The sequence below is a fragment of the Plantactinospora sp. WMMB334 genome (genome assembly GCF_049179095.1).
Lineage (GTDB): Bacteria > Actinomycetota > Actinomycetes > Mycobacteriales > Micromonosporaceae > Plantactinospora.
In genome coordinates, this window is the sequence record NZ_JBMHME010000002.1 from 5,854,950 (window position 1) to 5,876,041 (window position 21,092).

The 21,092-nt window shown below is 69.7% G+C and carries 16 protein-coding genes; 6 read left to right on the forward strand and 10 right to left on the reverse strand.

Annotated elements, in window-relative coordinates:
- Nucleotides 1-13 precede the first annotated feature (13 nt).
- Nucleotides 14-1,999 carry an AIPR family protein gene (locus tag ACN27G_RS25005; protein WP_421495200.1) on the reverse strand — a complete coding sequence of 662 codons (1,986 nt, stop codon included), beginning with the start codon at nt 1,997-1,999 and terminating at the stop codon, nt 14-16.
- 305 nt (nt 2,000-2,304) lie between these two features.
- Here ACN27G_RS25005 and dcm point away from each other — a divergent pair, with 305 nt between their 5' ends.
- Nucleotides 2,305-4,314 (forward strand): DNA (cytosine-5-)-methyltransferase, encoded by a 2,010-nt coding sequence (gene dcm / locus ACN27G_RS25010; protein WP_421495201.1) that lies wholly within the window; start codon nt 2,305-2,307, stop codon nt 4,312-4,314.
- Here dcm and ACN27G_RS25015 read toward each other — a convergent pair.
- The 4 genes from ACN27G_RS25015 to ACN27G_RS25030 form a co-directional block, all read right to left on the reverse strand.
- Nucleotides 4,272-5,588 carry an ATP-binding protein gene (locus ACN27G_RS25015; RefSeq protein ID WP_421495202.1) on the reverse strand — a complete coding sequence of 439 codons (1,317 nt, stop codon included), beginning with the start codon at nt 5,586-5,588 and terminating at the stop codon, nt 4,272-4,274. The genes dcm and ACN27G_RS25015 overlap by 43 nt on opposite strands.
- A 49-nt stretch (nt 5,589-5,637) precedes the next feature.
- Nucleotides 5,638-6,042, reverse strand: coding sequence for a very short patch repair endonuclease (locus tag ACN27G_RS25020; RefSeq protein ID WP_421495203.1), 405 nt, complete (start codon nt 6,040-6,042; stop codon nt 5,638-5,640).
- Between the two features lie 464 nt (nt 6,043-6,506).
- Complete coding sequence (locus tag ACN27G_RS25025; RefSeq protein ID WP_421495204.1) at nt 6,507-6,803, reverse strand: hypothetical protein; 297 nt, start codon at nt 6,801-6,803, stop codon at nt 6,507-6,509.
- A gap of 218 nt (nt 6,804-7,021) precedes the next feature.
- Nucleotides 7,022-7,687 carry a DUF6907 domain-containing protein gene (locus ACN27G_RS25030; protein ID WP_421495205.1) on the reverse strand — a complete coding sequence of 222 codons (666 nt, stop codon included), beginning with the start codon at nt 7,685-7,687 and terminating at the stop codon, nt 7,022-7,024.
- Nucleotides 7,688-8,342: 655 nt separating this feature from the next.
- On the opposite strand from ACN27G_RS25030, the gene ACN27G_RS25035 reads away from it, so the two are divergent.
- Nucleotides 8,343-10,070: a replication-relaxation family protein gene (locus ACN27G_RS25035; RefSeq protein WP_421495206.1), complete on the forward strand. Its 1,728-nt coding sequence runs from the start codon at nt 8,343-8,345 to the stop codon at nt 10,068-10,070.
- A 737-nt stretch (nt 10,071-10,807) separates the two neighbouring features.
- Nucleotides 10,808-10,960, forward strand: a complete 153-nt coding sequence (locus ACN27G_RS25040) for a hypothetical protein (RefSeq protein ID WP_421495207.1) — start codon at nt 10,808-10,810, stop codon at nt 10,958-10,960.
- A gap of 67 nt (nt 10,961-11,027) precedes the next feature.
- Here the strand turns inward: ACN27G_RS25040 and ACN27G_RS25045 are convergent, their stop codons facing one another.
- Nucleotides 11,028-12,590: a recombinase family protein gene (locus ACN27G_RS25045; protein WP_421495208.1), complete on the reverse strand. Its 1,563-nt coding sequence runs from the start codon at nt 12,588-12,590 to the stop codon at nt 11,028-11,030.
- A 221-nt stretch (nt 12,591-12,811) separates the two neighbouring features.
- On the opposite strand from ACN27G_RS25045, the gene ACN27G_RS25050 reads away from it, so the two are divergent.
- Nucleotides 12,812-13,300: a hypothetical protein gene (locus ACN27G_RS25050; protein WP_421495209.1), complete on the forward strand. Its 489-nt coding sequence runs from the start codon at nt 12,812-12,814 to the stop codon at nt 13,298-13,300.
- A gap of 64 nt (nt 13,301-13,364) precedes the next feature.
- On the opposite strand, the gene purH is transcribed toward ACN27G_RS25050, so the two are convergent.
- A complete protein-coding gene (gene purH / locus ACN27G_RS25055; RefSeq protein WP_421495210.1) occupies nt 13,365-15,563 on the reverse strand; it encodes a bifunctional phosphoribosylaminoimidazolecarboxamide formyltransferase/IMP cyclohydrolase in 2,199 nt (732 codons plus the stop codon).
- A gap of 248 nt (nt 15,564-15,811) precedes the next feature.
- On the opposite strand from purH, the gene ACN27G_RS25060 reads away from it, so the two are divergent.
- Both ACN27G_RS25060 and ACN27G_RS25065 read left to right on the forward strand, forming a co-directional pair.
- Entirely contained in the window at nt 15,812-16,099 is a 288-nt protein-coding gene (locus ACN27G_RS25060) for a CD225/dispanin family protein (RefSeq protein WP_421495211.1), read from the forward strand.
- Nucleotides 16,100-16,128: 29 nt separating this feature from the next.
- Entirely contained in the window at nt 16,129-16,698 is a 570-nt protein-coding gene (locus ACN27G_RS25065) for a hypothetical protein (RefSeq protein WP_421495212.1), read from the forward strand.
- A 214-nt stretch (nt 16,699-16,912) separates the two neighbouring features.
- Here ACN27G_RS25065 and ACN27G_RS25070 read toward each other — a convergent pair whose 3' ends face one another.
- From ACN27G_RS25070 to sucC, 3 genes are all read right to left on the reverse strand, one after another.
- Entirely contained in the window at nt 16,913-18,370 is a 1,458-nt protein-coding gene (locus ACN27G_RS25070) for a DUF6350 family protein (protein WP_421495213.1), read from the reverse strand.
- Nucleotides 18,371-18,577: 207 nt separating this feature from the next.
- On the reverse strand, nt 18,578-19,477 hold the full coding sequence (sucD, locus tag ACN27G_RS25075; protein WP_421495214.1) for a succinate--CoA ligase subunit alpha: 900 nt from the start codon (nt 19,475-19,477) through the stop codon (nt 18,578-18,580).
- A 1-nt stretch (nt 19,478) separates the two neighbouring features.
- Nucleotides 19,479-20,657 (reverse strand): ADP-forming succinate--CoA ligase subunit beta, encoded by a 1,179-nt coding sequence (sucC, locus tag ACN27G_RS25080; protein WP_421495215.1) that lies wholly within the window; start codon nt 20,655-20,657, stop codon nt 19,479-19,481.
- Nucleotides 20,658-21,092 lie beyond the last annotated feature (435 nt).

Genomic DNA, 21,092 nt, shown 5'->3' on the forward strand with positions numbered 1-21,092 from the left:
TGGTTGCGGGTGGTCAGAATCCGGCGACGTGGCGGAAGCCGTGGCGTCGGGCCAGCCGCATCAGGGCGACCCCGTCGCGGATGTGGCGTCCGGCGGGGTTCCAGCCGTTGGACAGGGCGTGGGCGATTTCAGTCGCGGTGCGCCGCTGGGCGGCGGTAATCAGTCCGCCGTCGCCCGTCCAGATCGCCAGTTCGGTCCAGTCGGAGGCGGTGGTGGCGCTGATCAGGTGCAGATCCGCAGCGGAGGTGTCGGGCTCGACCAGCTCGGCGCGCAGGTCGGACGGCACCGGCCAGTCGATCTCACGGATGGCAGTCCAGCATTCTGGCCTCTTGGTCCACTCGCCGATGTTGGCCCGGCCGGGCGGCGGGCTGGTGATGACCTTCTGCACCAGAACACACAGCTCGGCGACGGCGGCCTGCAGTGCCGGAGAGAGGTCCTGGTCTCGCCAGATGCGATCGAGGTCGATCCGTTCGGCGGTGGCGTGCACGAGTTTGGCGATGGTGTATGCCACGATGTTGGCCTTGTAGCCGCCGAAGTTCTGCCGGGCCACGATCCGGTCGGTTCGGCGGAATAGCAGGGCGCGCGCGACCAGTCCCCGGCAGTAGTCCTTGTCGACGACGATCGGCATGGTCTCGAGGCGCTCGGAGAAGGCCACGAAGTTCTTCTCGGCGCCAAGGCTGACCACGTGGGGCTCCTGACCCCAGGCGTGGACGAACTTCGCCAGATCTGACTTGGTGAACTTCTGGGCGGGTGGGTTCACTGTCCGGAAGAGTTTCTGCCGGCTCGGCGTGTTCTCTCGGGCGAGCGCGTTCGCGTACTGGCCACGGGCACGCTCATAGAACCAGTGGGTGTCGTGCGGGTGCGCGGGCGTCGCCGGCGCCCATAGGGTCCGCATGATCCGCTCCACATCAACATGGAAGCCGCTGTTGGCCTTGAGGTCCGAGGCGGTGACCCTGTTCTGAGTGTTGGAGAAGGCCGAGATCTGCGGAACGATGTCGTCGAGGCGCTCGGGTGCGATCACGGTCAGCTTCATCTGCACGAAGACGCCGCTGATGTCGATGCGGTTGCGGTGGGCGTGATGGATTGTGGCGGTAGTCTGCCCACCGTTGACGATCTGCAGGTTGTGGATGCGGCGGATCACCTGCTGGCCGGTTGACGTGCGCTCCATGTCGACCTGGGAGGCGGTGGCGGCAATGCCGTTGTTGTAGGCCAGGAACCGTTCCGGATGGGTCCGCAGCGTCTCCAGAATGCCCCTGTTAACGCCGCCGCGTAGCTGCAGGAACGACCGGACGTTGAGTTCGAGGAGCCGCGCGCCGTGCGTGGAGTACAGCTCGGCGAGGTTATGCCCCGGCACGATGGACAGCAGCACGGAGTGATCCTCACCGTTGCCGGGAGCGGTCAGGCAGGGCAGGCACTCGGAGAACTCCGCAACGATCGGCTCCGCCCTGCTACCCGAGGCCGCCCAGTTGGCTAGGCGACGCAGGTCCCACACGTCGCGACTGACGGTGCGGCCCTGGAACGACAATGCCGGCATCGGCTCCCGCATGACGCTGCGGGCGTTGGTGATGAAGAGAAACCGGACCTTCTCCACCTGACCGAAGCGTTCGGCGATGGAGCCGCACATCGCGGCGACGTCCGAGGCGTGGCCCGGGGAGTCGATCCTCCCCTCCAGCACCCGCGTGAGGAAGTTCTCCAGCCGACGGAAGTGTGCCTCGACGCCGTTGCGGTCAACCTTGTGGTCGTCGTCGGCGCGAGGACTGTATGCCGTGAGGAACAGGTCCAGACAGCGGTCGTCGGAGGAGGACCCGTAGCCACTGATCTCCACGCCGTGGTCGCGGAGATGGACCGGGATGGCATCTTCGGCGTGCCCATCCGCACAGAACTGTTCCAACATCAGCCGGGTGAACGCCTCGGACAGTTCCACCTCGTCCATCTCCGCTTGGGCGCGGACCTCCTCTAGAAGGCTGTGGGCGTAGGACCCGATGTCCGGATCAGCCATGACCGGCCCTCACAGGCTTGTAGAGTGCCGGGTGGATCGGGATGGCGCTGACCATGTCGCTTCTCCGGACGATCACGGATGGACGGGGGCTACGGTCCGCTGCCGGCGATGCGCCGCCGGTGGCTGGCTCCAGAATATGCGCGGTACAGACAGTAGCGGTCTTCCCAACTCGCGTGGCAGCGGCGGACTCGTCCATGACGACAGCGACCTCCCCTCGGTCAGGTGGGACGGCCGGACCGTCCGGTGGATGCGGTGGTCCACCCCGGCGGGACGGGATGCTTGATCTGTCGGTCCGACGCGGTAACGTGCCCGAGGTTGTCACGTATCGGGAGGGAACTGGATTGGGTGAGGCAGCGGGCAAACGGGCCGGCTACGGCGTCAAGCTCGTTCGGGGCCCCTTCGTCCGACTCCCCCCCCATCCGGATTCCTGTACGACGGATGAGGAGTTCCTCGCCTTGGCCGCCACATGCCGACAGCAGGGGGCGCGGTTGGCGGCGGATCTGTTCTGTGGTGCCGGTGGTCTCAGCCACGGGCTCACCGACGCCGGCTACCAGGTGGTCCTCGGCGCCGATCACGACCCGGAGTCGGTGGAGACCCACCGACACCACCACCCCGGCCTAACGGTGGAGGGTGACCTCGGAGACGCGACCGTCGTGGCCCGCCTCGGTGACCTGGTACGCCGGGCCGGCGTGGAACTCCTCGCCGGTGGGCCCCCCTGTCAGCCCTTTTCCAAGGCCGGTCGGTCAAAAATCCGACACCGGGTTCGCGAAGGACTGCGCGACCCGCACGACGAGCGGCGGGACCTGTGGCGCTCGTTCCTAGAGGTGGCACGGATCGCCCGACCACCGGCCGTTCTGATGGAGAACGTGCCCGACATGGCCCTGGACCGGGAGATGTTCATCCTGCGGACAATGGTCCACGAACTGGAGGACATCGGGTACAGCGTCTCGGTCAGAGTCCTGGAAACGCTACGGTTTGGAGTGCCGCAGTTCCGACAGCGGCTCATCCTCGTCGCACTCCGCGACGGGCTGGCATTCGCCTGGCCACCCGAGGTTCCCGAACGGGTGTCAGTGGACAACGCCATCGGAGACCTTCCCGAGGTCGAGGGCGGCTGGCGTCCGGCCGGCGGCGCCGCCGGATGGACGCCCTACGACGGACCGAAGAGCGCCTACCAACAAGCGATGCGCGCCCGGGTGCCCGTCGAGCACGCCGACCGCGTCTACGACCACATCACCCGCCCCGTCCGGGCCGACGACGTCGCCGCCTTCAACCTTATGGGCGGTAAGACCCGTTACTCGGACCTGCCGGACGAGGTCAAGCGGTACCGCGACGACATCTTCGACGACAAGTACAAGCGGCTGGAGGAGAACAACTACTCCCGCACGATCACCGCGCACATCGCTAAAGACGGTTACTGGTACATCCATCCGACCCAGGACCGGACCATCACGGTGCGGGAGGCCGCCCGGCTCCAGACTTTCCCCGACGACTTCCGCTTCGCCGGACCACCCTCCGCAGCCTTCCGTCAGATCGGCAACGCGGTCCCGCCGGTCCTCGGCCGGCAACTCGGCCACGCGATCAGCACCGCGCTGCGCCAGGCCCACTCTGTCGGCCATCGGACGAGGGACGTGGCCGCTGCGTTGGCCGCCTGGTTCGACGCGGCCGCGCCCGGTGCCATGCCATGGCTACGCGCCCAGACGCGGTGGCAGGTGCTGGCGGCCGAAACGCTGCTTGACCGGGCACACCCCGACCATGTCCGGTTCGTGTGGCCGCTGCTGACCCGATGGGCGCGACCCGCCGACACCGTCAGCGCCATCGACGAACTCCGGGAGATCGGCGGTTGGATCGATCGGGACAAGCGGGCGCGCCGCTTGGAAGACCTGGCGCGAGAGCTGGCGCCGATTCCCGAGGTGCTCGACGGGGACGAGACGATTCGTATGGTTGGGGCCGACGCGGCGGCGCTGGACCTGGCGATTCTGGTCGTGCCGACTCGCGGCGACGACGACTCGGAGGAGCCCGTGCTCGCGACCAAGGGCGTCCTGCGGGTGGCTCGCAGGTTCACCGGTCACCTTGTCGACCGCCGCAACCGGCTCAGCGATGGACGACTCGCCTTGGCAGCGATGATCGGAGATGAGACAAACGCCCGCAGGGCGCACCTTGGCCTTATCGAGCTGGCCGCGTCGGTCTGCCACACGGCGGATCCCGCCTGTGGAAGGTGCCCGCTGCAGAACATGTGCCGGTACACCGGCGCCATTCAGCCGGAGCCGGCGGATCAGTCGTTGAGTCCCAGCGACGCGGCGACATCCGGAGCCTGAATCCGGATCACCTCGACGATCCTCTTCCATGCGGCGTACTCGCCGGCCTGCATCGCCGCTGACCGCAGCGCCAATCCGGCTGCGCCGACCCCCACCCCAACTGCGGATCGTGCTCGATCAGGCATGGACGGAAAATGTTCGCTTAGCGACGCCTCGTAATTTCCGGCGTTGTTTGCCGGCGTACGGGACGTCCGCCGGTAGGCGTCGTCCGCCCGGATGCACAACTCGTTGATGGGGCGCTCAAGCATCTGGCGCAACTGGGGCGGCATCGTCACCCGCATCTTGGCGACGTTAATGTTGAAAACGACATCAAGGTCGGTGTCGAACTCCAGCGAGGCCCGGGCCAGTTTCGTGTGCTCGTCGATCCCCCTGATACCGCCCCAGCCGCCCCACTGCACCAGCCGTTCGGCACGGTAGATGTACAGGCCCTGCTGGCGGTTCCAGTTCAAGGGTCCGGACATGCGATCGAACTCTGCCGGCGACGAGAACCGGTCACGGGACGGAAGCACATAAGGACGCAGCGTCACCCACCCCGATGCCTCCCCCACGGTGATCTCGAACCGTTGGACCGGCAGGACGTTGCAGGCCGGTTCATCCGGCGCAAAGGGGTTCCAAGGCTCGACCTTGACGCCGTTCACCGTAATGGCCAGCGGCTCGCCGGTCGCGCCCTCGAGGAACCGGTGAAACACGATGCCCAGATGCTGCACCGTACGCTCGGCGAGACCCTCAAGCCGGCGGCGTGCCCAGCCACCCTCCGGTCGTTTCTCCGGCAGGACCCGGTCGAGCTTGCGCCACAGCACCACGGTGCCGCCGCTGTCAGCGACCTGTTCCCGCGCCCGCCGTACGTGATCGTCAATGTCCGGAGAGATGATCAGCCAGTCGTCCTCCTCCACGACGACATCGAGGTCGATCACCCGGGTCACCGTCCGCGTGGCCGTCTGCGGCCGGCTGACGACCGTCACCGACCGGCACTGTGACAGGGACGCCGTTTTGAGACCGAGCCCGTACCGTCCGAGGTCGTTTCGGCCGTATTCCCGACGGGAGCCGTACCGTAGCGCCTCCATCAGACCGTTGGCGGTCATCCCCCGACCGTCGTCCGCGATCGACACCCAGGAACCGGCACCGTCGAAACGGATGTCGATCTCCACGCGGGTGGCCCCGGCCGCCACGCTGTTGTCGACGATGTCGGCAACAGCCGTGGGAAAGTCGTAGCCGATGTCACGCAGAGACTCGGTCAACCGAGCCGCCGACGGCGCCACGCTGGTGTAGGTCACCCGGGACACGTCACTCCCCTTCAGCAGAACGTCGAACGGGACCAGGGTCTCACATCGATCCCCGCGATCCAATGCGGCCGGCACGGTCGGCCAGCAACGAACGCCAACGCGCCTCAACCCGGTCAGCCGCCTCCGACACCGGCTCGTGTTCCCAGACGTGCAACGCCACCCAGCCGCACAGCGCCAACGCCGCATCCTTCTCCCTGTCGCGCTCGACATTGCGGTCGAGTTTGACCCGCCACCACTCCCCGTTGTTCCGGGGCAGCACCCCATGATCCGGGCAGCGGTGCCAGAAACATCCATCAACGAACACCGCCAGCCGCGCCCGTGTGAACGCGATGTCCGGCCGGCCGGGAAGTACCTTGAAATTCGTCCGGAAACGCAGGCCTCGTCGATGCAGTTCTCGCCGCAGCGCCACCTCTGGCCCGCTGGAAGCCCGCGGCATCCGCCGCATCTGCGCACTGACCGACGCGTTGAGGGCCGGAGGTCGCCGGCCCGAGTGCGGCGACACATGCACCCCCTGTTGAACCCGAGAAGGTCAGCGACCGGTCGGCAGCATCGACACAATACCGTCGGCTGTGCGAACGGCCCACCAGCACACCCGCCTCACTGGCCGGCACCACCGAGCCCCACCGCAGCGCCACCAGCGGCGGCGACGTGGATCACGTCGACAGCTTGATGATACATATGTTCGACTGCTGGCGGGCTGTGTTCGGAGCGCCGTGGGCACAGTTGGCCGACAAGGGTGTCAGGTGCCAAGACTCGAGTTCCTGCTGCCGACACGCCGGTTCAGGGACTACGTATTCAGGCGCCCTCGGATACTCGTTGATGATCCTCCCAGGCGTCGTCGCTGCCCCTGACCGAGCGGCCCGGACCCGCCTTGCGAGTGCTCCGGGCCGCTCCACATCATTGCCGTGGTCAGGCCTTGACTACATTGTTGTTGTAGGCGGCACGGGATGCGGCGATCAGTGACGCGCCGAGGTCCGCCGCCTTTTCATGGGTGAGCCGGATCGTCATGCGGTCCGAGCAGCCCGACAGCACCGATGCGGCCAGATGCCGGACTGCGCCGTGGTCCAACCCGTCGAGCTTGCTCAAGTCGATGGTGGGCTGTTCCGGGTTGTCGATGGCCAGCGTCACCGACGGCGGCTCGTCGCCGTACCCGTCGGGGGAGTTGAACGCATCGAGGTTGAGTTGCCATCCTGATGTCGTTGGCATCGTCGATACGGCGGCCGTACACGGCGGCCATGTGCCGGCCGTGCAGGCGGGCGCCGTCTTCGGTGGGGCAGTTCCCCTCGCACCACACCGGGCACTGCGGCTCGGCCGGCTTTGCGGGGGAAGCAGGTATCCGGCGTGCGACCACATGGCGAAGTCCACCACCGCGTCGACTGTCTGCTCCTCGGTGCAGTTCAACTGTGCGGCCTGCTCGGCGCCGCTCAGGCCTGCTGAGTGAGTCGCTCGGCGACCGCGCCGCGGAGCACGCTGATCTTCTGCCCGGCCGTCAGGCCCTCGTCGTCGATGACCCGGTCGACCAGGTCCCCGTCGAGACTCGGCCGATTTGGCGTCGGTGCTGGACCGGCCAACGCCTGGGCGGTTGTCGGCTGGTTGTCGCCATCGCGCGCCATGGCCACGACCCGGCCGATCGCCGTTCGCACCTGCTCGGCCTCGTCCAGCGTGAGGCGCAACACCGCCGTTGCTCCCTCAATCACCAACTTCACCACCGGCTCGAACGCATCGACGCGCTGCTCCATATCGACCTCCAGCCGCTGCGGCCGGTACGCCTGATCGCCGCACGACTCGCCGGCCGTGCTCACCGAGTTGTGCAGCGACAGCAGGACGGGCGGCGAGTCGTCTGGCCAGTGGAGCCGATCCTCGATGTCGTCACCGTCTCGGTGGTTCGCGATGCACCAGGACGGGCACGCTCGCTTCAGCCAATACGGCCGGCGCGTTTGGCAGGCCAGCATGACCGCCTCCCTGATGGATGTAGCGAGGTAGCTGGCGTCGGCCAGGCTGAGCGGACTCGGGACGGACACGAACAATTCGTCTGGCGTGCTCTCCTCGGGCTGGTCAAGGTATTCCAGTGAGAAGATCTCCACCGCCATTCCGCAGTCCTCGCCCTTGTGGGTCTCCATCACGGTCCGGGAGTGCCCTCGGGCCCGCTCGCCCGGGTTACCCAACTCTTCCCCGCCGTGGTCCTTCACGCACCACGGCGGGCAACCGCCTGGGTGTGCAGCCATCGGCGAACTCTCAACCTGGTTCAACATTCTAGGCATATCCGGATGTTTACACATATCCTTCCCAAAAGGACGGACACTGTGTCCGCCAAATTGTTCGCCGAGCTTCTCCCGCTGTGCCCCCGGACGAGGACAACGATGCGCCTGTGCCGGCTTCCAGTTCCCCCCGCGGACCGCATCGGCACTGTAGGCGATCGACCCGAACCGGGCAGAGCACATGATCGAACCACCGTTGTCCGGTTGAGTGTCGAAAAGGACGGTTTGAGGGTAAGCAATCTCCTTCGTCGGATTTCGCTCGAGGCATGTCCTGACAGAAGGCTGCCCTCGTGAATTGACCCACGCGCCGACGCTTCCTGATCTGTCAGGGGTTGCCGACTGCCCTGGACCCGATCCGCAACCCAACAAGCGGCGAACACGCAGGTCAACCCTCATACGTCCGTCATCGCCGGACCGGCGACTGACATAGATGTCATCTCCCCTGTAGAGGGGCCATATCCGCCATAGCAGCGAAAGGAACGAGCTGATGCCGCCCGGCACAACGAACCGGCTGCGGGCCTCCGGCGGCCCCAGCGAAGCACTCCTACTCATACTCAACGAACACCGGGTCATGACCACCGACCAACTCGCCCGCGCCACCAGCACCCCGGCTCGTACCGTCTTGTACCGCCTCGAACAGCTCCGCACCGCCGGCCTGGTCGGCTACGACCGGCCCGGACGGCAGACCGGCAGCGCACCCCACCACTGGTGGCTACGTCCCGCCGGAGCACGCCTCATCACCGGCACCGCGCCCGGCGACGGCCGCCGTCCCTCGGCCATGTTCAGCGCCCACGCCGCCACCATCACCGAGGTATGGCTCGCCCTGCGCGACCACGGCCCCACCGCTGGACTCACGATGACCGGCTGGGCCACCGACCGAGCCGGCTGGCAGCAATGGGAAGGCGCCACCTCCGCGTGGGGCAGCAGCACCACCAAACGCCTCACCCCCGACGCCGTGTATCAAGCCGTCCTCACCGATGGACGGCCGACCGCGGCGTTCATCGAAATCGACCTCGCCTCCATGACCCAAACCCAACTCAAGGCCAAACTTGACCGCTACCGCGCCTACGCCCGCGACGAGGCATGGCGCGACCGGTTCCCGCACTGCCCGCCCCTGCTGCTGCTCACCACCACCGCACACCGGGCCGTCACCTTCACCCGCACCACCGCCCGCTACGCCGCCGGCGAGCGAATCCCTGCCCACTACCGGCGGCTGGTCAACGACTTTGACCTGATCGGCGAACACGGCCGGCTCGTCATCGCCGCGACGGGCCTCGTCCGCGCCCCGGCCCGCGCGGTCACCGAGTACGTCTGGACGCTCACCGACCCGGAAGCCGCCGAGACGACCCTGACCGCCATCCTCACCGAACGCGTCACGGTCGCTGCCGCAGCCCAACCCGTCTACCAGCGTCAACAAGCCGCCGCCGTCCGCGAACAGCGTGAACACGCGCTGCGCCGGCTCAGCAGCCGGCTCCGACAACTCGCGCCGTTCCTCGGCCCGGCCGCCGTCGACCTCGTCGGCTATCTCCTCGACTCCCACCACGACCCCGCCAACCCGTTCACCCCCCACCTCGACAGTGACGCGATCCTCAACGCCGTCATCGACTGGTGGCAGCGCAACCGGCTCTCCGGCGACGACACCGACGCCCTACGCGCCAGGCTCACACGCCTGCACCACGCCGCCTGGTCCCACCAGGTCCGCCACCTCGCCCACCTCACCGGGACCGGCGAGGACCGACCCGCCTGGTACACCGCCGCACACACCCTCACCACGCACCGCCTACTCACTCCCGACGAGCAACACCAGCTCCGGCACGCCCGTACCCGCGACGGCGCCCAAGCCGAGGTATGGCGGCACTGGCACCCGCCGGACCACCGCAGCCCCACACCACCGCCGACCTACCCGCAATGGCGCGACCAGCAGACCACCGCGCAGTGGACCGACCTGTCCTGGTGGCAACGCCACCGCACCGACCCCGGCACCCTCGCCACCGCCTTCGACAACGAACACCTCACCGCCTGCGCCCGCTGCCGACTCACCATCCCCACCAACGACACCGCCGACTGCCCCGGCTGCCACCACCACAAACGCCTACCCCACCACCAACGCCACACCACCACCCCACTTACCGATCTGATCACTCCGCTGCTCGGCAAGACAGTCGACGACCCACCGCAGAAATCCCGACCGCGCCCGGTCGAGACTGACAAGTAAACGGCATATCTTGCTCGGCCGTTGGCGGCCAAACGTCATATCTTGCTGCGCGGTCGGAAGGTGCGTACGCGAGATCTGGTAACCCTTACTACAACTTGCTCCCCGGTCCGGTCTTTACGGGAACTGTCACCGCAACCGCGCTACGGGGCACGGACCAATCAATACGGAACGGTACAGCACGGCACGAGCGGCGTACAGCACCAAGGCCGCGATTCGACACGCCTCGTGGCAGGTGCCGGTGAAGCTCCCGCCTCGCCGCTGTCGGGGCGGGAGCCCCTGCTCCCGGCGTTACCAGCTGCTACCCGTAGCGCCGCAGCACCCGCCCGGAGGCGGTAACGCCCCGGTGGGGAAACCGCTTCGGCGCGAATGAACCGGCACGAACGTGCCAACTTCCTCACCCCCTATTTCCCGACCCGTGCCGGGTCTCATCGTCCCGTACCGACTCCTGACGGATAAGCCGTTACCGGCGGCTACGGGTAGCGCGGGTGGTAACGCCTGCGCGTCATTCTCAACTAACGAAAGGCGAACAGCGATGACCACAACACACCGGACCCGACGAGCGCCATCCACAGCGGAGGGACATGGCCACAAGCCAGACGACACCTAACCCGCGCCGTCGCCCACGGGGCGACCGGGGAACGCTCAACCGCGCGGCGACGCCGGGAGGCGATCCCACCCCCAACGACAATCCGAACGCCACCACACCCGGCCATCCGGACGCACGGGGGACGCTACCGATGGCCCGCCACCTACTCGACCCGACGACCGAAGACGAGATCCAGGCACTCGCCCGAACGGCGCCACCGTTGACCCCGGACGTGGCGATCCGGGTAGCCCGGATGCTGCGGTGGAACGAACGCGACACCACCCCCACCGACCGGGCAGCCTGACATGCATACGCCGGGTGGGCCGACCCAGCAGGATCGGCCCACCCCGGCGCTCATGTCGTCCAGCCGCTTACGCCCTGTCTTCTTCGGCTTCCGTTCCGAACCGCCACTTCCACTCCAAGCGATGCGCCCCAAATGGCTGTCGGCTGCCCTTACCGGCCGGCAGCAGCCGGATCTCCGCCACGGTGCGGATGATCTCCCGCTTCACCGCAACCTCGTCACCCAACTCAGCCCACTTCCGCGCCGCGTGCTCACCGAGCATCCCGCGCAGAACCGGCGGGATACCCGCCTCCTGCGCGCGCTCCTCATGCTCGGCGATCTGCGCCGTCAATCCCTTCTCCGCGCGGGCGAACGAGATCGCCGTAACATCGCCGCTCTCGGCGAGCCTGCGCCAATCCTCCAACTCGGCCCGCAACCGTGCCGCCTCGGCCCGGGCATGCGCCACCTGTTCGTCTCCACCGGACAGGGCCGACAACATCTCGCCAGTCTCCGGCAGGGACAGCCACGCCACCACGGTCCGCTGCACGTACTCGTCGAGAAACTCCGACTTGACGGCGGCACACCGTTTACGGAGGCAGGAGTACAACCGTCCCTCCCGACTCCGATGGTTCCCGTGGCTGGACGCGATCGGCCCGTCGCACGCCCCGCAGCGGACGATGTAGGACAGCAGATGGACGGCGCGTCCTGCGCGGGTCGTCGTCCGGGACGGGTCCTCCAGCAGGCGGACGCACGCCCAGTACGTGTCCTCGTCCACCAGCGCCGGCCAGATGCCGTCCCCGATCACCTCGCCCCTGAACACCCGCTTGCCGATGTAGGCGGGGTTCAACACCTGCTTGCGGATCATCGCCCGCCGCCACGTCGACCCTCGCGGCGATGGGATACCGCAGCCGTTCAACTCGTTCTCGATCGTGATCAGCGGAACTCCTCTGGCCACCTTGGCGAAGCTGTCCCGCACGATCCCGGCGTGGCTGTACTCGGTCACCGTCCCGTCCGCCGCCACCGCCTTGCGGATCTCGGTGTCCGGCTCCTGCCGCAGCAACGCCTTCGTCCGTTGGTCGTAGACCCGCCGGTAGCCATAGGTCAGCCTTCCGTGTGGGCGCCCCGCCTCAGCGGCGCCGACGATGCCGCGTAACACGTTGTCGCGGATCGAGTCGGCCAGCCACTCCGCCTGCACGGCCTGGAAGCCGAGCATCATCCGGTCGTTCTTGTCCCGCAGGTCGAACAGCACTCCGCCGACCAGCCAGAAGTACAGGCCGACCTCGGTGCACATGTCCCGAATCTTCACGTACACCGCAAGGTCGCGCTCCTTGCGGGAGATCTCCCAGATCACCAGCACGTCACCCTTGCCAGCCTTGATCTGCTCGATCAGCAACTCGAACTCGGGCCGGTCCTTCGTCGCGTGCCGACTGGCCGACCGGTCGTTGTCGGTGAACGACCCGGCGTCCGCCCAACCCCGCTTCGTGATCTCCGTGAGGTTCAGCTTGCCCTGATCGCCGACGCTCTTACCCTGTTCCTTCCTGTCCTGGCTGGCCCGCTGATACCGCAGCGCCCGCACGTCAGCGCCACCGGCCAACAGGGCGTCCTTGTTGGCGAAGCGAACCCGGTTTCCGGCCCGCGATCCCCGCCGTATCATCGGAGCGCCCCTCCCATCGATGCCCTGACCTGGTAACACATCGATATTAGCATCTAACGACACTTAGGAGAGCTGAGGTAGCAGGTCGGCGGATCCGGAGACCGACCGGGCGGCAGACCGCCCGGTACGGATGGACGGCGCGCGCGAGGCAGGACCGAGCGTACGGCGGGGGTGGAGAGCCCGGGAACCACACAATGGTTCCCGGGCTCTCGTCCTACATGGTGCGAATACTGTTCGTGACGCTGACCCTGGTCGCCTCGACGGTCCCGCTGGTGGGCTGCACCGGGGACGACCGGGGCACCGCCGAAGCGACCGCGACCGCGACGGCACCGGCGGCCGACCCGGCCCCCACCTGCACGACGCCGGTGGAGCCGCCGGAGGGGCCACCCGAGGTGCAGGGCGTCGCGAACGCCGGAAACTCCTTCTGGGGCCTGCTCTTCCCGCGCGGCGGCCCTGAGTTGCGGGCAGGCCGGGACGAGAAGATCGTCTGGCGGATGACCGGCTCCGGCAGCTTCGGTATCCGGGCCACCGGTCCGGGCGGCGCCAACCTCGGACCGGTCTGGGGACCCGTCGAACACGGCGGCAGCTCCTGGACCCGGCCGGGTGACGAATGGGGCACCGGCTGGAACTTCCCCACCGCCGGCTGCTGGACCCTGCGGGCCAACCGGTCCGGCGGTGCCACCGGCAGCGTGGTGTTGCGGGTCGGCTGACCGGCGGCACCCCCGGACAGGGACCGGCGGCACCCCGGACAGGGACCGGCGGCCCCGACAGGAATCAGTGGAGGAAGTGGCGGGTGCCGGTGAAGTACATCGTGATCCCGGCCGCCGCGACCGCCGCCGCCACCTCCTCGTCGCGCAGGGAGCCGCCGGGCTGGACGATCGCCCGGACCCCGGCGTCGACCAGCACCTTGGGGCCGTCCGGGAACGGGAAGAACGCGTCCGACGCGGCGACCGCGCCCCGGGCCCGGTCGGCACCGGCCCGCGCGACGGCGAGCTGTGCCGAGTCGACCCGGTTGACCTGTCCCATCCCCACCCCGACCGTCGCACCGTCGGCGGCGAGCACGATCGCGTTGCTCTTCACCGCCCGGACCGCGCGCCAGGCGAAGGCGAGGTCGGCCAGGGTCGCCGCGTCGGCCGGCTCGCCGGTGGCCAGCCGCCACGCGGCCGGGTCGTCGCCCGGCGCGTCCACCCGGTCGGCCATCTGCACCAGTACGCCCCCGCTGACCGGGCGCCACTCCGCCGGGTACGGCGCCCAGGCCGGCGCCCGCAGCAGCCGGATGTTCTTCTTGCCGGAGAGCACGTCGACCGCGCCCGGCTCGAAGTCGGGCGCCACGACCACCTCGGTGAAGACCTCCGCGACCTGCTCGGCCATGGCGACCGAGACCGGCCGGTTGACCGCGATCACCCCACCGAACGCGGAGACCGGATCGCAGGCGTGCGCCTTGCGGTGCGCGTCGGCCACGTCGACCCCGACGGCGATGCCGCACGGGTTGGTGTGCTTGATGATCGCCACCGCCGGCCGGTCGACGAAGTCGTTCGCCGCCCGCCAGGCCGCGTCCGCGTCGACGTAGTTGTTGTAGGACATCTCCTTGCCGTGCAACTGCACGGCCTGGGCCAGCCCGGGCGGGGAGGCCGGGTCGACGTAGAGCACCGCCGCCTGGTGCGGATTCTCGCCGTACCGCAGCGGGGTGGGCGCGGTCAGCACCTGGCCGGCGAAGGGCGGCCACTCCTGCTCCTCCGGCCCGGTCCGCACCGCGAACCAGTTCGCCACCGCGACGTCGTACCCGGCGATGTCGGCGAAGGCGCGGGCGGCGAGCTGCCGGCGCTGTGCGGCGGTGAAACCGCCGTCGGCCAGGGCCGCCAGCACCGACGGGTACGCCGACACCGACGTCACCACCGCCACCGAGGCGTGGTTCTTGGCGGCCGCCCGGACCATCGCCGGCCCACCGATGTCGATCTGCTCGACGCAACCGTCGAAGTCCGCACCGGAGGCGACCGTCTCGGCAAAGGGGTAGAGGTTGGAGACCAACAGGTCGAACGGGGCGATGCCGAGCTCGTCGAGCTGCGCCGCGTGCCGATCGAGCCGCAGGTCGGCCAGGAGCCCGGCGTGCACCTTCGGGTGCAGCGTCTTGACCCGGCCGTCCAGCACCTCGGGGAACCCGGTCACCGCCTCGACCGGGGTGACCGGGATCCCGGCCGCCTCGACGGTCGCCGCGGTGCTTCCGGTCGAGACGATCTCGACACCGGCGTCGTGCAACGCCCTGGCGAGCTCGACCAGCCCGCTCTTGTCGTAGACGCTGACCAGCGCGCGCCTGATCGGCCGCCGGCCGTCCGCGCCCGAACGTGAGTCGCTCACTCCGATCGTGACCTTCCTTCCAGTGATCGTCCAGCCCTCCCGGAGCAGCCGGCCGACCTGCGTGACGAGCTGACGTCGCTCGGCCACCTTGATCCGCTCGGTGAGGGTCTCCTCGTCGTCCTCGTCGAGCACCGGCACTGCCACCTGGGCGACGATCGGTCCGGTGTCGACACCGGCGTCGACGAAGAACAGTGTGGCGCCGGCGAGCTTGACTCCGTAGCGGAGGGCGTCGCGCGGGCCGTGCATGCCGGGAAACGCTGGCAGCAGCGAGTTGTGGGTGTTGACGTACCGGTCGCCGAAGGCCGCCAGGAAGTGCCCGCCGACCAGCTTGAGAAAGCCGGCCGAGACGACGAGGTCCGGTCGGTGCTCCGCGACGTGCGCGGTGAGCGCGCGATCCCACTCCTCCCGGGTCGGGTGATCCCGGACCCGGTCAACGAAGGTGGGCACCCCGGCAGCGGCGGCCCGGTCGAGTCCGGCGATGCCGTCCCGGTCCGCGCCGACAGCCACCACCCGGGCCCCGTACGCCGGGTCCGCGGCGGCGTCGAGCAGGGCCTGGAGGTTGCTTCCGGAGCCGGAGACGAGGACGACGATGCGGGCTGCCGACGCGGGCTCAGTCACCCCAGCACCCTATCGGGCAGGTCAGGCCGGCTTCCCGGCGCGGCGGGCGATCCGGGTCGGCCGGGGGGACAGCCCGCCCGCCGGAGACGCGCCGCCGGTCACGATCGGCATGTCGGGCGCAGGGCGGACCACCAAAGTGGCGCTGATTGGGTACGCTGCCGGACGCTCGGGGCACCGCTGTACCCCGACAAATAGACCCTCGGTAATTTCTCAGATGCGCTGAGTTCAGGCCCAAGGAGCCAACACACATGCAGCCCGGTTACCCCTCGCACCCCCCGCAGGAGATCAACAACAACATGACGATGTCCATCGTCGCGGTCTTCCTGTTCTGGCCCCTCGCCATCCCGGCCATCATCAACGCCTCGAAGGTGAACCCGCTGCTGCAGCAGGGCAACTACCCTGCGGCACAGGCCGCCGCCGCCGAGTCGCGTAAGTGGTCGAAGCTGGCCCTGATCATCGGCATCTGCTGGTACGTACTCGCCATCGTCTGCTGCGTCATCAGCTTCGTCGTCAACCTCAACGCGGCTAACGTCTAACCCGTAGGACCTGTCGAAGGAGTCTTGTCATGCAGCCCGGCTACCCAGGCCAGGACCCGTACGGGCAGCAGCCGTCGGATCCGAACGCACCGCAACCGCAGGATCCGTACGCGCAGCCGCAGCAGCCCACCTCGGGCCAGCCGTACGGTCAGCCGCCCACCTCGGGCCAGCCCTACGGTCAGCCGCCCACCTCCGGCCAGCCGTACGGTCAGCCGCAGTACCAGGACGCGCAGCAGCCGTACCAGGATCCGTACGGCCAGCAGCCGATGCCGGGCCAGCCCTACGGCGCGGCTCCCGGTTACCAGACCGGGGGATACGCCCCGGCCGGCGGGCAGAACAACACGCTCGGACTGATCGCGATGATCGTCGGCATCATCTCGATCCCGGCGGCGTGCTGCGCCGCGCTCGGCATCGTCGCCGGCATCGCCGCCATCGTGCTCGGCTACCTCGGCCGGGGCAAGGCCAGCCGGGGCGAGGCCAGCAACGGGGGCCAGGCCACGGCCGGTCTGATCTGCGGCGCGGTCGGCCTGGTCCTCGGGGTGGCCAACGCGATTCTCGCGGTCGTGCTGAACGTCAACGGATTCTCCTACACCCCGTGACCGTTCCCGGGGGGCACGGCGCCGCCCGGAAACGGTGACAGCCGCAGTGGGGCGCTCCGGAGGTTCCGGGGCGCCCCAAGCGCTTCCCCAGCCCGCCGAACACCCCCGGCGAACAAGCCCCGGCCGTTCTCAGCCCACGGCCGTTCTCAGCCCTCGGCCGTTCTCAGCCCCCGGCCGTTCTCAGCCCACGGCTGCTGTCAGCCCTCGGCCGCTCTCAGCCGCGGCCGATCGCGCGGGTCGCGACGGCGCCGATCAGGGTGCCGACCAGCACGACGACGGTCCCTCCGGCAGCCACCTGCCAGTAGACCGGCCCCACCTCGGCGAGCCGGCCGCCGCCGAGCGGCCCGCCGGAGAGGAACGCCGCGAGCCCCAACACCGTCCCGGCGACCGGTCCGCCGACCGCGGCCGCGCCGATCAGCGTCGCCCAGCCGGGCGGTGCCGCGTTCCGCTCGACCGCGGAGCGCATCCTGCGCCGGGCGAGCAGCCATCCCGCGGCCATGCCGGCCAGCACCGGTACGGCGAGCACGGCGCCACCGACCCCGCCGAGCGGCCCCTGCGGCAGCCCGGCCAGCAACGGTACGGCCGGCAGCGCCCCGATGGAGACCTCGGAGCTGCGAACCGCGGTGTCGGTGCCGACGGCGAATCCCGGCCCGAGGAGATAGCTGGCGGCCCAGACCGCCGCGTTCGGTGCGTAGCCGAGGCTGACCAGGGTGATGCCGGCCTGGCCGGGCAGACCGGTGCGATAGGCCCCGATCATGTCGGCGGCCTCCCCGCCGCCGGTCGCCACGGCCAACCCGGCGGCACCGGCACCGGCACCGAGCAGCAGCAGGGCCGCGACGACCCCGGTACGCAGCCCGTCCCGGAGCACCAGTGGGGTACGCCGGGCCACCATCACCAGTACGCCGCTGGTGCGCACCGCCCCGAACAGCGCGGCGACGGTGCCGAAGGCGGCCAGCGTCCACCCGGCCCGCAGCGGTGCGGCGCTCGGCCCACCGCCGCCCAGCAGCAGCGCGGCCAGTGCGCCGAGTACGCCGTACCCGATGCCGACCGCGCCCGCGACGGCGAGTGCCCGGCCCGCCGTCGGCCGCTCCCGGATCCGGGCCGCCCTGCTGACGTGCACACCGGCCCGGTTCAGCCGCCAGGCCGCGAGCATGGCGAGGGCGAGCGGCGGCAGGCCGAACGGCCCGGCGTCGGTCTGCAGCGGCACGCCGTGCCCGAGCAACCAGCCGGCCAGGCCCAGGCGCGCGGCACCGGCGAGGTCGCCGCCGCCGTCGGCGAGCCGGGCCGCTCCCAGCACCGCAGCGACCGGCAGGTAGCCGACCAGGGCCGCCCAGCCGGCGGCCACCGCCGCCGCCACCGCCAGCGGAGCCCGGCCGGGACCTCCGGTCCCGCTCCGGCGCTGCCGGGGCACCCGGCGCGGGCGGTGGGCAGCACCACCACGGTCGAGCCCGGGCTGTTCCTCCGCCGGAACCTTACCGCCCGGCCCGTTGCGCCGTCGTTCCGGGAGCTCCGCCGGCTCCGCACGCCGACCGGCCGGACCGCTCCGCGGCTCCGCACGCCGACCGGCGGGATCGACCTCCGCCGGCTCCGCACGACGTCCGGCCGGCGCGGTCGGGTCGGCCTCCGGCGGCTCCGGCCGGCCCGACCGGTCAGGAACGGTGGGTGGTGGCATCAGCGCCTACTCTGGCACAACAGCGGGGCCACACATCCACGACACCACCGCACGGCCGACCGGAGCCGGCGCGACAAGAACGGCCGGAGCCGGCGCGACGAGGAACGGCCGAAGCCAGCGCGAGGACGGACGGCCGGAGCCGGCACGACAACGGACGGCCGGAGCCGGCGCGACATCCGCGGGCCGGCCCCGGTCTCGCCGATCCGGTCAGTTGCCCGACATCAGTCCGCGCATCAGCCGGGCGGTTTCGCTCGGCGTCTTGCCGACCTTCACCCCCGCCGCTTCCAGGGCGGCCTTCTTGGCATCGGCGGTGCCGGCCGAGCCGGAGATGATGGCACCGGCGTGCCCCATGGTCTTGCCGGGCGGGGCGGTGAACCCGGCGATGTAGCCGACCACCGGCTTGGTGACGTTGGCCTTGATGAACTCGGCCGCCCGCTCCTCGGCGTCACCACCGATCTCGCCGATCATCACGATGGCGTCGGTCTCCGGGTCGGCCTGGAACGCGGCGAGCGCGTCGATGTGCGTGGTCCCGATGATCGGGTCGCCGCCGATGCCGACACAGGTGGAGAAGCCGATGTCGCGCAGCTCGTACATCATCTGGTAGGTCAGGGTGCCGCTCTTGCTGACCAGGCCGATCCGGCCCGCACCGCTGATGTCGGCCGGGATGATGCCGGCGTTGGAAGCACCCGGCGAGGCGATGCCGGGGCAGTTCGGGCCGATGATCCTGGTCCGCTCCCCCTGCGCGAGGTTGTGGGCCCAGAACGCGGCGGTGTCGTGCACCGGCACGCCCTCGGTGATCACCACCGCGAGCGGGATGCCGGCGTCGATCGCCTCGACCACGGCCGCCCGGGTGAACTGCGGCGGCACGAAGATGACCGTGGTGTCGGCGCCGGTGGCCGCCATCGCCTCGGCGACGTTCGCGAAGACCGGCAGCTCGACCCCGTCGTTGAGGCCCTCGAAGCCGACCTTCTGGCCGGCCTTGCGCGGGTTGACCCCGCCGACCACATTGGTCCCGGCCGCCAGCATCCGCCGGGTGTGCTTCATGCCCTCGGAACCGGTCATCCCCTGTACGACGACCTTCGATTCCTTCGTCAGCCAGATTGCCATCTCAGACCCCCGCAGCCGCGAGCTCGGCGGCCCGCTGGGCCGCACCGTCCATAGTGTCCACCCGCTGCACCAGCGGGTTGGCGGCGCCGTCGAGGATGGCCCGCCCCGCCTCGGCGTTGTTGCCGTCGAGCCGCACCACGAGCGGCTTGTCGACCGTCTCGCCACGCTCGGCGAGCAGGGCGAGGGCCTGGATGATGCCGTTGGCGACCTCGTCGCAGGCGGTGATCCCGCCGAAGACGTTGACGAAGACGCTGCGCACCGAGGGGTCGGAGAGCACGATCTCCAGCCCGTTCGCCATCACCGCGGCGCTGGCGCCGCCGCCGATGTCGAGAAAGTTCGCCGGCTTGACGCCGCCGTGCGACTCGCCCGCGTAGGCCACCACGTCGAGGGTGGACATGACCAGGCCGGCACCGTTGCCGATGATGCCGACCTCGCCGTCGAGCTTGACGTAGTTGAGGTCCTTCTCCTTGGCCCGCTGCTCCAGCGGGTCGACCGCCGCCTGGTCCACCAGCGCCTCGTGGTCGGGGTGCCGGAAGGCGCCGTTCTCGTCGAGCGAGACCTTGGCGTCGAGGCAGAGCACCGTGCCGTCGGTCGTCCGGGCCAGCGGGTTCACCTCGACCAGCGTGGCGTCCTCGGCCACGAACGCCTGCCACAGGCGTACGGCGATCGGCACCACCTGGTCGGTCAGCTCGGTGGGAAAGCCGGCCGCCTCGACGATCTCGCGCGCCTTCGCCTCGTCGACGCCGGCGTTCGCGTCGATCGCCACCTTGGCGACCCGCTCCGGCGTCTCGGCCGCGACCTGTTCGATGTCCATCCCGCCGGCCACGCTGGCGATGCAGAGGAAGGTGCGGTTCGCCCGGTCGAGCAGGTAGGAGAAGTAGTACTCCTCGGCGATGTCCGCGGTCACGGTCAGCATGACCTTGTCGACCGTGTGGCCCTTGATGTCCATGCCGAGGATGTCGGTGGCCCGGGCCACCGCCTCGTCCGCTCCCTCGGCCAGCTTGACGCCGCCCGCCTTGCCCCGGCCACCGACCTTCACCTGGGCCTTGACGACCACCCGGCCGCCGAGGCGCTCGGCGATCGCGCGGGCCTCCTCGGGATTCGTCGCTACGCCGCCGGCCAGCACGGGCAGCCCGTGCCGCTCGAACAGCTCACGCCCCTGGTATTCGTACAGGTCCACGATTGCGCGTCCCGTCCCGTCTCCGCGGCGCGCCGTCGCACCGCCGCCAGCGTGTGAATGAGTGTGGCCCGACGTACGCAGAACAGGCCATCGCCGCAGCCTAGCGAGGCGACCACGGCCGGCATCCACGTGGGTGCTCGGTGTGCGGTAACCCACAACCGCCGGAAGTCACCCACCCCGTCGACGGACGCGCCTCTCGCCGCCGCCGGAGGCACCCTTCGCCGCCGCCGACGTGCTCGTCGACGGCGGGCGCGGAAACCCCGCCGGAGGTGGGCCCGGGAAAAGATTCCCCGGGCGGCGTAACCCGGCGTAAGGGACGTCGTTGAGTCTGATGTCGGAGCGCTGGGGGGAGCGCAAAGACGGATACGGCCGATGCCCTGTCGGTCGAGGGGTGGCGGCGGGGCATCGTGCATAGAGAGGCCGGACGTGTGAGGG